Source organism: Gordonia sp. NPDC127522, from assembly GCF_042672305.1.
Lineage (GTDB): Bacteria > Actinomycetota > Actinomycetes > Mycobacteriales > Mycobacteriaceae > Gordonia > Gordonia hongkongensis.
This window is the reverse complement of sequence record NZ_JBHXVK010000001.1, coordinates 39,250-52,582: the sequence shown is the minus strand read 5'-3', so window position 1 is coordinate 52,582 and position 13,333 is coordinate 39,250. Positions and strand designations below refer to the sequence as shown.

The following is a 13,333-nucleotide window of genomic DNA, read 5'->3' as shown; positions in this document are numbered from 1 at the left end:
GGGCAGTTATACGAGGGCGTCGCCGAGTCGCATGGTCCGCCGGTTGTAGGCGGGCCGGGGTAGGCGCCGCGGGTCGATGTCGGCGGGCGGAATCAGCCACGGATGCCGGTCGGGTCCCATCACGACCTGCCAGCCGTGGTGATGGACCTGGGTATGACAGCGCTGGCACAACAGGCACCCGTTGTCCAGATCGGTGGGGCCACCATCGGCCCAGTGAACGAGGTGGTGGACTTGGGTATGTGCAGCGGGGGCACCGCATTTCACACAACACCGATCGCGGACGATGATCGCCTGCCGCAGATAATGCGGGAACAGTCGTTTCGTGGTGCCCATCCGCAACGGCACCCCTTCGTCGTCGAGGACGATCTCGGCCACTCCGCCGTCACATGACAGGCGCCGTGTCGTCGACTCTGAGACCGCCCCGACCCAGGGCAGGCGCGCTGGGTCAGTCCCGTCGGCGGGGATGGTCACCAGGAGTTGGGTGCGGGGTGCGCCGGCGGTGCTCGTCGCCGCGCCGATTGCAGCTTGATCCAACAACAGTTCCAGCGCATCGGCGCGTCGCTCGGCCGCACCGCGACGATCCGTCGCGCCGTCGGGTTCGGGACGCGGACAGGACCGTTCGTCGATCATGGACACGAACTTCTCCCCGATTACCGCGGTCACATCTCCGGTGATCGCGACCCGCCCGTCTTCGGTGATGTGGGTGTGCACGGTGTTCAGCGACGCGTCATCGGCCGCCGCCACAATGCTGGGGTCGGTGGGGGCGACCCGGATGGCGATCCCACGGGCGTGGTCGTCGATCTGGGCGGGGGTGGCTCCGGAGAACGCCTGCGCAAGCAACTCACTCTCGTATCCGCTGCGCTCGTCGTCGGACAGCGCTGTGGCAGAACGTTTGTCAATAAGCGCTAGTCCGCGGATCACCGCGTCGACACACTCGGCAGACAGATAACCCTCCGAGGCACAGTCGTCAACCTTCGGCACCGACTCCAGCCCGCCGGCGATGCGCACATACCGGTGCGCGGCCGCGGGCGGCATGCCCATCTCGATCAACGCGTTCCGCGTGGTCGACCCCGCCCGCACTGCGGCACCCGTGGCTTCGAAAAGTGCTGTATGTACGGCGATCTGGTGATCGAGCACGTTGCGCAGCATCCGTAGTTCGTCGAGCCGCTCGTGCAGAGCACGGCCACTGCCGTCGTCGGGTGGTGACGGCAGTGAGATGAGGGTGTCGCGGAGTTCGGTGATTGAGGGCATGACACCAAGCTACTCGCAATCACGTTCGACGACGAGATTTCTCCACAGGCCTCATCGTCATCGAATCCTGTTGCACTGCAGTCGCTGTCACTCGCACCCCAGCGGTGAACCGTAGTGGACTATGGTGAACAGAAGCCCCACCAGTAACAAGTGGGAGCCCATCCGCACCCGAGTCCGTCATTGCCGAACTCCGGCGGTCGCACTCCGGGAACCAGGCCATCTGGCACGGTTCGGTCGCCGCCGGCGCCCACGAACACCGCGCCGACGTCGCCGATCGAGAACCCATATGCCCGGGCACGTGACCGGCCGACCCAGCCGGTCGGTTTTCCCGCCCGCGGCTCGGTAGCCTCGTTGCTGTGCGTAGCTTCCTGAGTGCCCTGTTGACACTTGTCGCGATCGCGGCGACCGTCCTCGCCGTGCCGTCCTTCTGGCTTGATCAACGCATCGTCGATCGGGCTGGGTTCGTCGCCACGGTCGCACCGATGGCCGAGAACCAGCAGGTCAAGGACTACCTAGCGGACGAGATCGCCGCGCAGGCGACAGCGCGGACAGACCTGCCGATCGCCGGCGTCCTGGTGCGGCCGCTGGCGGGCCGCTACACCGAGAGCGAGCAGTTCCAGCAGGACTTCGCCGACGTCGTCGGCCAGCAGCACGACTTCCTGTTCGAGGAGCCGGCGCCCGGTTCGGACACCTCGGTGATGCAACTCGACATCACGAACATGATCAACCGCTCCCTGAACCTGACCGGTGGCAACGCGATCCAGGGGCCGGTGGTCGTCGAGTTGACCAACGGCGCCTCAGGCCTCGAGGCGGGCCGGTACGCGGAGGTGGGTAGCCAGATCACGCTGCTCGCCTGGGGCTCGGCGGCGGTGGCCGTGATCGCAGCCGTGCTCGCGCTGCTGATCGCCCGACGACGCGGAACCGTCTTCGCGTGGCTCGGGCTCGGCGTGCTTGCAGCCGGCGTCTCGACCTGGGCCATGGGCCTGTTCTTCGCCGACCGCGCCAAGCAGGAGGTGGCCGGCGCAGAGCGCTCGGGCCGCCAGGTCGCCGAGCTCATCATCGACGGCGCCTACGACGACGTCACCCGGGTCGCACTGATCGTCGGCGGCGTGGGCGTCGCGATGTTCGCCGTCGGGATCCTGGGACGGCTGATCCTGGGGCGGCGCTGACAAGCGTGCGCGACAAGGACGACGTCGCACTGATGCGACGGCGTTCGCATCGGCCGCGCAACTACTCCCCGATCACATCCGCGGCGCGGCCGACGATCAGCGGGTCGGGTGTGCCCACGAAGGACTCGTTCTTGCCGTCGTAGTCGAAGAGACTCAGCACGTGACGCATGGCGTTGATCCGCGCCCGCTTCTTGTCGTTGGACTTCACCACCGTCCAGGGTGCGTGGTCGGTGTCGGTGGTGGCGAACATCGCCTCTTTCGCCTCGGTGTAGGCATCCCACTTGTCCAGCGACGCCAGGTCCATGGGCGACAGCTTCCACTGGCGCACCGGGTCGATCTGACGGATCGCGAACCGGGTCCGCTGCTCGAGCGGGGTGACCGAGAACCAGAACTTGACCAGGTTGATCCCGTCGTCGACGAGCATCTTCTCGAACGCCGGGACCTGGGCGACGAACTGCGTGTACTGCTGCGGACTGCAGAACCCCATGACCCGTTCGACGCCGGCGCGGTTGTACCAGGAGCGATCGAAGAACACCATCTCCCCGCCGGCGGGCAGGTGCTGCACATACCGCTGGAAGTACCACTCGGTGGCCTCGCGTTCGCTGGGCTTCTCCAGGGCGATCGTGCGAGCGCCGCGCGGGTTGAGGTGCTCGTTAAATCGTTTGATGGTGCCGCCCTTGCCCGCCGCGTCCCGGCCCTCGAAGACCAGCAGATGCCGCTGCCCGGTCTGCTTGGACCACTTCTGCAGCTTCAGCAGTTCGATCTGCAGCCGCCGCTTGGTGACCTCGTACTCGCGGCGGCTCATGCGCTCCTCGTACGGGTAGTCCTCGCGCCAGGTGTCGACGACATTCCGTTCGGGCAGGGTCAGCAGGACCGGGTCGTCGTCATCGTCGTCGTTGACCGTGAAGTGCGTGGTGTCGTGGAGGTCGACGAGTTGCTGAAGCGCTTCGCGGCCGTTGAGCACGCTGAAGTCGGGGCCGATCTGGGTCTCGGGATCGTGGAGGTCGGTCACTCCACAACGATAGGTCGAAGCGGCGAACGACGCCCGACGCTCCGGTGAACTACCGTCGCGCCGGGCGTGTTCTGTCTCTCAGGTGTCGTGCACTCGGTGGCTTCGACTCGCTGCGCTCGGTGGCTTCGACTCGACTCCTCGACCTCGACGCGCTCCTTCGTCGCTTGCTCGGCCCGGCGGCTGCGCTCGGTGTCGGCTCAACCAGCGGTGGTGCAGCTCAGTGTCGGTCGGCGTCAGTTCCGCAGGTCGATCGAACCGGCGTGCAGACATGCCTTACCGGTGCTGGTGTCGAACGCGGTCGCGAAACCGCCACTGCAGCGGGCACCTTCGGGACCGGCGTAGGCCTCGCCGCCCCAGCCGCCGATCGCCACCGTCGTACCACCGCGACGCGCCTGGGCGACGGACAGTGCGCTCGGGCCGGTCGTGACCGAGTAGGCGTTGCCCCGGCTGTTGGCGCCGGCGAGCGCCGTCGAACCGGGCTGCAGGTTGTAGGCCGCGGCGTTGCCGCCGTTGTCCGAGACCGAGACCGCGGTGCCGCGACCGCTGTATTCGTCGGCACTCGCGCGACTGCCGACTCCGGCCTTGGCGCCGCAACCGCTGCGCCCCTCGACACGCTCGACCTGATGACCGTTCGACACCGAACAACGCGTGTCCGCCGCGGCGACCCCTTCGCCCGACAACCCGGCGAAACCAACACATCCGGCGAGCCCCGCCGCCAGGACCAGGCCGCGAACGGCAAACTTCTTGATTCTCAACTGCTTTGGCCTCCATAGCTCGGGCGCCCGGTAAGGAACGCCCTCAGCGTACAGGGGCCGGCGCCATGGAGGAGACGATCGACTCGTCACGTCCCGGTCACGATCGTCCTCAGGCCGCCGCGCGCTTCTCCACTTCCGCGGTGAGTCCTTTGCGCGCGGTGTCCACGGCCATCTTCTGGGCGCGTTTCACGATAAGTCCGGGCAGCTTGATCTTCAGCTCGACGGCCAGGTCGAAGCGGACATGGGCACCCTTGTCGGATTCCGTGACGGTGTACTTGCCGTGCTGCTCGCTCAACTGATTCGACTCGATGAGGTGCCATTCGCACGAGTTCTCGGTCCAGTCATAGGTGCAGGTCTGCTCGTCGGAGATACCCGCGGCGGTGACGACCATCCGCACCTTCTGCGGCGTGCCGTCGTCGTAGCTGGACAAGATCTCGGCTTCCTTGTGCGGTCCCGACCAGTCCGGTAGGGACTCGATGTCCATGAGCACTTCCATCACCACCGAGACGGGGGCGGCGACGTCGAATTCGATGTTCGCTGAGACAGCCATGCGCTGAACCTACCGCGCGCCCTGGCCGCCGATGCAACGAACTGTCGAGGCTGTGTCGAGCCGCGACGGAGTCGCCCTGGATCGAACCGTTCAGCTCTCTCGGTCGACCAGGTTGACCGGCCACGCCTCGTCCGGGATGTCACGCAACGAGCACGCCTGGTCGACGGCGGTGAACCAGCCGCGGAAGTGCATGATCTCGCCGATGACCGGGTTGCGGACGGTCGCGTCGCAGCGGAATCGATCCCGTTTCTCGTCCCACCCCTCGATGTACTTCATCTGAGCGGTGAACAGCCCCTTCATCCCGACCTTGGGTCCGCGTCCGAGCCAGCGCATCGGTCCGCTCTCGAGCAGCAGTTCGCCGGATCGCGTCACCGACGGTTCGATCGGATACAGGAACTCGGGGCCGTCGCCGAAATAGTCGACCAGACCCGTGCGCCCGGCCACCAGCAGGGAATTCAGCTTGCGCGGGCCGGTCGTGTACTGGAAGTTCCGCAGCACCGCGAGCGACTCGCGCCCCAGCTCGTCGGAGTAGCAGTAGTAACCCTGGGTGAACGGAACCATGCGACTGGTCTTCGAGGGCAGCGCATTGCGCTTGGCGTAATGCCACAGGGCGGGCGGCGGCAGCGCCGACGACACGTAGACCGACTCGTAGATCCCGCTACAGACCTGCGCGACACCGGAAGTCGAGTCGATGCCGTAGCGCCATGCGACGTTGGGATGCAGACGGTCGAAGTCCGAACCCAGCGCATGCCGGAAGACCGGCGTCATGGCGCAACCTCCCCGAGCTCACCCACCGATTTCGAGCCCACCCCGACGATGAACGGATACAGGCCAGACGCCACCACGGCGGTGACGACATGGTGAACCTACTAACGGAGCACACCTGTGTCCAACGTCTCGCCCCGGATCAGACCCGATCGACGGCCGCGTCGCAGAGGCTCGCCAGTTCGGCGATGACGCGATCGAGGGGTTCGACGCTGCGCCGCGTCTGGCACAATCCGACCGCTCCCTCGACCGCCGCGATGATGAGGTTGGCCAGTGAGTCGGCACGGTCGCTGTCGACGCCGTCGACCACCAGCCGCGCGGTGACCAGGTCGGCCCAGCGCTGCAGGATCTCGGCGGACGCGTCCGCCACCGCCGGCTCGCTGCGGCGGGCGAGTCCGCCGGCGAGCACGGGGCAGCCGAACTGGAAGTCGGTGTTGACCAATAGTCGCCGCCACACCCCGCCGATCTCGCGCACCGTGTCGGCCGGGGTCATCGTGGTCGGACGCCCGATGCGTTCGGCGATGAACTCACCGGCGTACCGGACGGCTTCGGTCATCAGCTGGGTCTTGCCGCCCGGGAAATGGTGGTAGATCGACCCCCGTGGTGCGGAACTCGCCGAGATCACGTCGCCGATGGAGGTGGCGGCGACTCCGTCGCGGCCGATCAGATCGGCCGCGTGCACGACCATGCGTTCGCGGGGGCCGCGGTCGTCCGCGCCGGTGATCACGGACTCGGCGGGATGTGACGCCATGCAGCAACAACTCCTATGCCGACCCTCATACAACCGATGTCGTGGCCAGCATACATAGCATCGGCCGAGGTCATCCCGTATGCGGCGCGGCCTCGCCAATATGCAGACCTTCATAATCACGGCGGAGTATGCAACCATGCATAGTCATGACGACCACAACTGACGCACCCACCGATCCCACCGCCATGTCCGGACTCGAACTGCTGCGGGCCTGGCAGGCGGGCGGCGCCGGCTCCGACCGCCCGAGCATCGGCCGCCTCCTGGGCATGGTGCCCAAGCAGATCGACGAGGGCGCGGTCACCTTCGCCGTGACTCCGCAGCCCGACTTCGCCAACCCCCTCGGCACCGTTCACGGCGGCATCTGCGCCACGCTGTTGGACTCGGTGATGGGGTGCGCCGTCCACACCACCCTGCCCGCCGGGGTCGGCTACACGACGCTGGAGCTGAAGGTGAACTACATCCGCTCGGTCGCCGTGGACGCCGGGGAGCTGACCGGCGTGGGCACCGTCATCCACGCCGGCCGCACCACCGCGACCGCCGAGGGCAAGGTGTTCTCCGCCGACGGCAAGCTCGTCGCCCACGGGACCACCACCTGCATCGTGTTCCGGTAGCGCGGTCAGTCCGTGCGTGCCGCCGCGATGATCCGGGCGATGTCCTCGTCCCGCATCCCGAACCCGGCGAGGCGTCCGAGCGGAATCGACGCGAGCATCCGCGCCATGTCGACGCCCAGGGCGTCGTTCCCGGCACTCATCAGAGGGTTGTTCTCGGCCAGATCCGCGAGCGCCTGCGCCGCAGCAGGATTCGCCAGGACCTCGCCGAGGGTCGAGTTCTCGTCGATCGCGAGATGAACTTCGTCGCCCGCGATCTCGACGGTGGTGGTCAGCCGGATGTCCCGACTCGACGCGCCGACGTCGACCCCGTACTCACCCGGTTCGACGACCCACTCATCGACGCGGGTGTCCCAGTACGCGAGGTCGCTGCGGTCGAGCGCGATCGAGACTCTCTGCGACTCACCGGGTTCGAGGTCGCGGGTGGTCGTGAAGCCCGTCAGCTCGCGCGGCGGTCGTCCGACACGTGATTCAGGCTTCGACGTGTAGACCTGGACGATGTCACGCCCGGCCCGAGGACCGGCGTTGGTCACCGTCACCCCGACGACCACACCGTCGACGCCCGGATCATCCGATGCCACAGACAGATCCGAGTACTCGAAACTCGTGTAGGACAACCCGTGTCCGAACGGGTAGGCGACCTCGATGTCCCGCGCGTCGTACCAGCGGTAGCCGACGAAGATGCCATCGCCGTACCGGATGTGCGAGTTCTCGTTCGGGAAATTCAGGTATGCCGGGGTGTCCTGCAATCTGACCGGCACGGTCTCGGTGAGCCGACCCGACGGGTTGACCGCCCCGAAGAGCACGTCGGCGATGGCCCCGCCCCCGGCCTGGCCGAGGAGCGCGCCGTCGAGGATTGCAGGGGCCGCGGCGATCGATCCGAGGCGCAGGACGCCTCCGTGAGCGAGCACGACCACCGTTCGCGGTTGCACCGCCAAGATCGCGGTCAGCAACTCGACCTGGTCCGCCGGCAGTTCGATGTCGTCGCGGTCGAAGCCCTCCGACTCCTGTGCGGCCGCCAGTCCCAGGAACAGTACGGCGGCATCGGCGTCGACCGCCGCGGCGATCGCGCCCGCCGTATCCACCCGCGAGCCGTCGGTGCTGAAACCCGGGGCGTAGGTCACCGTGCCGCCGGCTGCCCGGATCTCGTCCACCGGTACGTCGAGGCGTGTCGGGTTCACGTGCGAACTGCCGCCGCCCTGATAACGGGGGTCGTGCGCGAACGAGCCGATGACCGCGACGGAGCGTCCGGGGCGCAACGGGAGGAGATCGCCGTCGTTCTTGAGCAGGACGATGGACCGCGACGCGGCCTCGCGCGCGAGGCGATGGTGGAGATCGAAGTCGACGACGGGCCGGTTCGTCCGGCCCGCGGCGGCCCGCTCCGCGAGTTCCCGGACCGCCCGGGCCGACCGGTCCACCGCCGTCTCGTCGAGGGTTCCGTTCCGGACCGCGTCCACGACCTGCGCGTCGGTGCGGTCCCCCGGGCCGGGCATCTCGAGATCCAGGCCGGCGGCGACCGCCCGAACGCGGTCGGCGACCGCGCCCCAGTCGGAGACCACCACGCCGTCGTAGCCCCACTCACCCCGCAACAACTCGGTGAGGAGCCACCGGTTCTCCGCCGCGTACGTGCCGTTGATGCGGTTGTAGGAGCACATCACGGTCCACGGGTTCGCCGTGCGGATGATGTGCGCGAAGGCGCGGAGGTAGATCTCCCGCATCGGGCGCGGGTCGACGTCCGAACTCGACCGCATCCGGTCGTCCTCGGCGTTGTTCAGCGCGAAGTGTTTGAGCGACGTGCCGACCCCGACGCTCTGCACGCCGCTCACCCACGCCGCGCCGAGCCGGCCCGTGACGAACGGATCCTCGGAGAAGTACTCGAAGTTGCGGCCGCACCGGGGATCTCGCTTGATGTTCACGCCCGGGCCGAGCAGCACGTCGACGTCGAGACCGCGTGCCTCGCGTCCGAGCGCTTCGCCGACACGACGGATCAGCCCGGTGTCCCAACTCTGGCCGAGTCCGACCGCAGGCGGGAAGCAGGTGGCGGGTTCGCTGCCGGCGAGGCCGAGGTGGTCGGTGGCGCCGGTCTGTTTCCGGACCCCGTGCGGACCGTCGGTGAGTGTCAGCGCGGGAACGGAACCGACCGGTTTGGTGGTCCAGAAATCGGCGCCGCTGCCCAGCGCGGCCTTCTCGGTCAAGCTGAATTCACTCACCCCAAGACACTACCGACGGGACGACTTGGTGTACCGCCGCCGGATCACCCGTCGAGATAGCGGTCACGCAGCGCCTTCTGGTCGGCGGCACCCAGGCCCAGCGCCTCGCCGAAATAACCCTCGATTCCGCCGTACCGCTTGTCCACCTCGTCGAACGCGGCGTCGAGGTAGCCGGAGTCGACGCCCAGCACGCCGACGAGGAGCTCGGGATCGCCCCCGGCGGCGGCGAACCCGTCGAAGATGGGTGTGAGCGACGGGATCAGACGTTCATTGGTGAGCAGGTAGTCGCGATAGACGTCGCCCTTCGGCACCCCGAGCAGCGTCAGCAGAGATGCTGCGGCCCAACCAGTTCGGTCCTTGCCGGTGGTGCAGTGCACCAGGGCCGGCGTCGAGCCGTCGATCAGTCCACGAAACAACTGGGTGTACGACGCCGTCGCACTGGGCAGGGTGATCATCTCGCGATAGGTCCCGCAGATCATTTCGCGCGCCTTGCCGCCGGACAGCATCTCGTCGGCCTGCGCGACGACGGCGGGGTCGGCGAGAACAGCACCGATGTTGGCGGGAATCGACATCTGCGCATCGGCGAGGACATCGAGTGCGATGTTCGACGCGCCGGGCAGGACGGGGTCGGGGATGGCCTCGCTCTCGTGCGCCGATCTCAGGTCGTAGACGGTCTTCAGACCGAGTGATTCGAGCGTGGAGACGTCGGCGGTGTCGAGCGCGGAGAAATCCGTCGACCGGTACAGGACACCGGATCGGACCGTCTGTCCGTCCCCGGTCCGCCAGCCGCCGAGATCGCGGAGGTTGGGCAGGCTGGAGATGGGGCTGGGCGCGCCGGGGGTCGCAGTCACGGTCACATCGTGACAGATTGTGCGGCGGTCAGTCGGTGAGCGCGCTTTCGAGCATCGGCCACGACTTCACGAGCTGGTCCTGCCAGTAGGGCCAGGCGTGCGTCCCCGGTGCATAGTCGACGGTCGCGGGAATGCCGAGTTGCTTGAGTCGACGATCGAGATTGAGCGTGCACTGGTGGGTGGCGGCCTCGATGGCGCCGCCGACCGCGATCTGGTCGATGTAGATCGTGGTCTTCCCGTCGATTCCCTGGCCATGCAACTGGTCGTGCGGTCCGGGGACCCCCGTGCCGGTGCTGATGTAGATCGCCTTGCCGCGCAGCTTGTAGGCGTTGACGACCGGGTCGTGCGCCCGCCACCCCGGGGAGCCGACCGGGCCCCAGATGTTGGCGATGTCGCCGCCGCCGCGTCCTTCGACGACCGCGCGGATGGCGAGTCGGCCGAGATTCGTACTCGTCTCGGCACAACCGCTGTAGGAGGCGACGGCGCGGTAGAGCTGAGGTGCGGCTTCGGCAAGACTCAACGACGACGTTCCCGCCATGGAGATCCCCGCGATCGCGTTCACGCCGGTGGTGTTCAGCTTCCGATCGATGAGCGGCGGTAGTTCACTGGTCAGAAACGTTGTCCATTTGTTTCGCCCCAGCACCGGGTCGACTTTGACCCAGTCGGTGTAATAGCTGTACGCGCCGCGCATCGGCACGACGACATTCACATTCTTGTCGGCGACGAAATCGACGATGTCGGTTTGCTCGAACCAGTGTCCGGTGCCCTCGCCGCCACCCGCGCCATTCAGCAGATACAGCGTCGGTCGGGGCACCGAGCGGTCGGCGGGCACGAGAACCCGGACCGGTACGTGACGTTTCATCGACGGCGAATACACCGACAGGTCCAAGACCCGGCCATCGGCGACAGCGCGGGCCAGCGCCTTCGCCCGGGACGAGGCATCTCCCGGGTCGGCGAAGGCGAACGACGGAACAGCAAGCGCGACAACGAGTACAACGATCGAGACCGTTGTGGCGACCAGGCGTCGGCGGAACAGACCACCCACTGCGGACATCACAGTCCCTTCACATCGCTACATGCTCACATCACTACCGCGCCGCCGTCTCGACAACGGAATTCACACACGCAGATCTCGATCCGAATACGTGTCACCATACGCACCGGAGACGATCCCGTCCGGATTCTCACGGCCGGGGGTCATCGCTTTTCACCTCGCGATTGCGCGCACCTTGGTCATCATTGGAGGCGGTTTCACGATGACTGATCCCGACCGGTCGAGACGTCGTGCTCCTGAACAGCCGATCTCGGGCGAGCGCACCAGGCCGGAGTCGTCTCTGCCGTCGACAACGACCGGCCACTTCGAAAGGCGCACGGAACGCATTCACGGAGCAGCCGGTGCCGAATTCGGCCGATCGGACTACAGCCGGACCGCCTCCGATCGCACCGACACCGGAAACAGCATGCGTGGATTCTGGAGCAGCGCCGGCGGGGCGACGGCCGACCGCTCGAGGGTGCCGGTCCAGCGGACCCGGCGCCGATGCGGGGTGAGCGCCCTGCCCCGGCGGGAGAACTCGTACTCGCCGATCAACGTCCCCAGGGGCAGCACGTCCGGATCGGTGGGGTCGACGACGGCGACCTCGTCCCCCACCCGCAGATCGGAGACGAACGACGCGAGCACGCGGAGGTCCTTACCCGGCCGCCGCCCGGGACTTCGCTCCTTCAGCAACACGCGCAGGCCGGTCTCGGTGCCCACCGAGGCGTCGGCGTCGATGCCGGATTCGACGCCCAATCCGACGATCTGCCGCTGTCGGAACTGTGCGTACTGTTCGTCGGATCCGGCCCGGATGATCCACACGGTGCGGGTCGGTTCGTCCAGATCGTGCGCGTCGGTGGCCGGCGGCTCCGGCCAGAAGTACGGCATCTCGTCGTCGATGTCGACGTCGTCGAACACGAAGCCGTAGAAGTCCGGCGCCTTGCGGAGCAGCGCCGAACGGTGACTGCGATGGAGTCGGTCGTCGCCGAGCCACGCGGGCATCAGGCCCTGCACGGTCAGCTCGGCTTGGGACGCACCCACCACCTCGGGCGCGAACTCGGCGATCATCGGAGCGGTGGTGTCCGCACGACCGCCGCCGGTCCACACGTCGACGAAAGCGAGCCCGTAGGCGACCAGCGCCGGGGTGTGCCCACGCCACATCGTGACCGCGGGATGGCTCGTCCAGCCGTAATCGAAGAGTTCGAGCGCCCGCAGGATCTGCAACGTCTCCACCCGCTGCTTGCCGAGGCGCGCGGGGTCCAGGACCTCGGCAGAGCGTCGAAAGTCCGAATACGGCAGGAACGTCTGCATGGCGCTCGCATACCCACTTCGGACGGGCGCTCACACCCGGCGGAGCTCCGCGCAGCCCGAACTCAGAGTTGTCAGCTGCTACCGAAGATCGGCGATCCCGGCCCCGGCGTCACACCAGGACCGGCTCAACCAGCGGCGGGTGCGACCTACTGCCGCGCAGCGTGGACCCAGGTCACCACGGTGGCTTCGACTCGGCTCGATCAGCGGTGGGTGCGATCTTTCTGCCGCGCGGCGTCAGCCGAAGCCCGCGGGTGGCCTCGAAGAGATGATCGCCGCTCGGACTTCGGGGCTCAGTCGGATGCGGAGTCCGACGCGTCGGTCCCGACCTCCGGCACCGCACACACGCCGTCGACGCAGACCGCCGCGTCGTCGTCGCCGATCATCTCGAAGGACACAAGCGGGTCAGACACGATCGGACTCCTCGGCCCGAACCTTGTCGAGGGCCTGCGCGAAGGTTTCCGGCGCCTGGGCTCCGGAGATCCCGTACTTGCCGTTGAGCACGAAGAAGGGAACCCCGCTGATCCCGTATGCACGGGCCTGGTCGATGTCGGCCTCGACGGCCGCGGAGTACTCGCCCGACTCCAGCGCGGCGAGGACGGCGTCGCGATCGAGACCGACCTCGGCCGCCAGGTCGGCGAGTTCGTCGGCGCGGCCGACGTGGCGTCCCTGCTCGAAGTACGCCTGGAACAGACGCTCGGCCAGCTCCGCCTGTCGGCCATGCGCTTTCGCGAAGTGCAGCGCCTCATGCGCTTTCAGCGTCTTGGTGTGCTGCAGCCGGTCGAAGTCGTAGTCGAGACCGACCTCGGCGGCGATCCCGCGGACCTGGTCGAGCATCCCCCGGACCTGATCGGCCGGCATACCCTTGTGCCGGACGAGGAAGTCGACCTCTGAACCGTCGAAGTCGACCGGCGTATCCGGTGCGAGTTCGAAGCTGTGGTAGGTCACTTCGACGTCGTCGCGTCCGTCGAACTCGGCGAGGCCCGCCTCGAACTTGCGTGTGCCGATGTAGCACCAGGGGCAGGCGATGTCGGACCAGATGTCGACGGTGATGGGAGCGCTCATTGCCC

13 protein-coding genes are annotated in these 13,333 nt (G+C 67.4%); 2 read left to right on the top strand and 11 right to left on the bottom strand.

Annotated elements, in window-relative coordinates; translation table 11 throughout:
* Nucleotides 1-6: 6 nt before the first annotated feature.
* Nucleotides 7-1,251, bottom strand: coding sequence for a DUF222 domain-containing protein (locus ACFVHY_RS00260; protein ID WP_390266863.1), 1,245 nt, complete (start codon nt 1,249-1,251; stop codon nt 7-9).
* Between the two features lie 356 nt (nt 1,252-1,607).
* Between ACFVHY_RS00260 and ACFVHY_RS00255 the strand changes: the two genes are divergently transcribed.
* Nucleotides 1,608-2,420 carry a hypothetical protein gene (locus ACFVHY_RS00255; protein WP_390266860.1) on the top strand — a complete coding sequence of 271 codons (813 nt, stop codon included), beginning with the start codon at nt 1,608-1,610 and terminating at the stop codon, nt 2,418-2,420.
* 61 nt (nt 2,421-2,481) lie between these two features.
* Here the strand turns inward: ACFVHY_RS00255 and ppk2 are convergent, their stop codons facing one another.
* The 5 genes from ppk2 to ACFVHY_RS00230 form a co-directional block, all read right to left on the bottom strand.
* Nucleotides 2,482-3,432: a polyphosphate kinase 2 gene (ppk2, locus tag ACFVHY_RS00250; protein WP_058251299.1), complete on the bottom strand. Its 951-nt coding sequence runs from the start codon at nt 3,430-3,432 to the stop codon at nt 2,482-2,484.
* 233 nt (nt 3,433-3,665) lie between these two features.
* On the bottom strand, nt 3,666-4,187 hold the full coding sequence (locus ACFVHY_RS00245) for a DUF6764 family protein (protein ID WP_058251300.1): 522 nt from the start codon (nt 4,185-4,187) through the stop codon (nt 3,666-3,668).
* Nucleotides 4,188-4,296: 109 nt separating this feature from the next.
* Nucleotides 4,297-4,737 (bottom strand): SRPBCC family protein, encoded by a 441-nt coding sequence (locus ACFVHY_RS00240; RefSeq protein ID WP_058251301.1) that lies wholly within the window; start codon nt 4,735-4,737, stop codon nt 4,297-4,299.
* Nucleotides 4,738-4,827: 90 nt separating this feature from the next.
* Nucleotides 4,828-5,505: a DUF4166 domain-containing protein gene (locus ACFVHY_RS00235; protein WP_058251302.1), complete on the bottom strand. Its 678-nt coding sequence runs from the start codon at nt 5,503-5,505 to the stop codon at nt 4,828-4,830.
* Nucleotides 5,506-5,644: 139 nt separating this feature from the next.
* On the bottom strand, nt 5,645-6,253 hold the full coding sequence (locus tag ACFVHY_RS00230) for a TetR/AcrR family transcriptional regulator (RefSeq protein ID WP_058251303.1): 609 nt from the start codon (nt 6,251-6,253) through the stop codon (nt 5,645-5,647).
* Between the two features lie 128 nt (nt 6,254-6,381).
* Here ACFVHY_RS00230 and ACFVHY_RS00225 point away from each other — a divergent pair, with 128 nt between their 5' ends.
* Nucleotides 6,382-6,864: a PaaI family thioesterase gene (locus ACFVHY_RS00225; RefSeq protein WP_058251304.1), complete on the top strand. Its 483-nt coding sequence runs from the start codon at nt 6,382-6,384 to the stop codon at nt 6,862-6,864.
* Nucleotides 6,865-6,869: 5 nt separating this feature from the next.
* On the opposite strand, the gene ACFVHY_RS00220 is transcribed toward ACFVHY_RS00225, so the two are convergent.
* The 5 genes from ACFVHY_RS00220 to ACFVHY_RS00200 form a co-directional block, all read right to left on the bottom strand.
* Complete coding sequence (locus ACFVHY_RS00220) at nt 6,870-9,071, bottom strand: glycoside hydrolase family 3 C-terminal domain-containing protein (RefSeq protein WP_390266854.1); 2,202 nt, start codon at nt 9,069-9,071, stop codon at nt 6,870-6,872.
* A gap of 44 nt (nt 9,072-9,115) precedes the next feature.
* Nucleotides 9,116-9,922 carry a tyrosine-protein phosphatase gene (locus tag ACFVHY_RS00215; protein ID WP_390266851.1) on the bottom strand — a complete coding sequence of 269 codons (807 nt, stop codon included), beginning with the start codon at nt 9,920-9,922 and terminating at the stop codon, nt 9,116-9,118.
* Between the two features lie 28 nt (nt 9,923-9,950).
* The gene (locus tag ACFVHY_RS00210) at nt 9,951-10,976 is read right to left on the bottom strand and encodes an alpha/beta hydrolase (RefSeq protein WP_390266848.1); all 1,026 of its coding nucleotides are present in this window, start codon (nt 10,974-10,976) and stop codon (nt 9,951-9,953) included.
* A 363-nt stretch (nt 10,977-11,339) separates the two neighbouring features.
* Nucleotides 11,340-12,266 carry an MSMEG_6728 family protein gene (locus ACFVHY_RS00205; protein WP_390266846.1) on the bottom strand — a complete coding sequence of 309 codons (927 nt, stop codon included), beginning with the start codon at nt 12,264-12,266 and terminating at the stop codon, nt 11,340-11,342.
* A gap of 402 nt (nt 12,267-12,668) precedes the next feature.
* Nucleotides 12,669-13,328, bottom strand: coding sequence for a DsbA family protein (locus tag ACFVHY_RS00200; protein WP_390266843.1), 660 nt, complete (start codon nt 13,326-13,328; stop codon nt 12,669-12,671).
* Nucleotides 13,329-13,333 lie beyond the last annotated feature (5 nt).

Excerpts from the sequence above, each read along its gene's own strand:
- ACFVHY_RS00260 (WP_390266863.1), bottom strand. The coding sequence starts at position 1,251 with ATGCCCTCAATCACCGAACTCCGCGACACCCTCATCTCACTGCCGTCA.
- ACFVHY_RS00240 (WP_058251301.1), bottom strand. The coding sequence starts at position 4,737 with ATGGCTGTCTCAGCGAACATCGAATTCGACGTCGCCGCCCCCGTCTCG.
- ACFVHY_RS00235 (WP_058251302.1), bottom strand. The coding sequence starts at position 5,505 with ATGACGCCGGTCTTCCGGCATGCGCTGGGTTCGGACTTCGACCGTCTG.
- ACFVHY_RS00230 (WP_058251303.1), bottom strand. The coding sequence starts at position 6,253 with ATGGCGTCACATCCCGCCGAGTCCGTGATCACCGGCGCGGACGACCGC.
- ACFVHY_RS00225 (WP_058251304.1), top strand. The coding sequence starts at position 6,382 with ATGCAACCATGCATAGTCATGACGACCACAACTGACGCACCCACCGAT.
- ACFVHY_RS00210 (WP_390266848.1), bottom strand. The coding sequence starts at position 10,976 with ATGTCCGCAGTGGGTGGTCTGTTCCGCCGACGCCTGGTCGCCACAACG.
- ACFVHY_RS00205 (WP_390266846.1), bottom strand. The coding sequence starts at position 12,266 with ATGCAGACGTTCCTGCCGTATTCGGACTTTCGACGCTCTGCCGAGGTC.
- ACFVHY_RS00200 (WP_390266843.1), bottom strand. The coding sequence starts at position 13,328 with ATGAGCGCTCCCATCACCGTCGACATCTGGTCCGACATCGCCTGCCCC.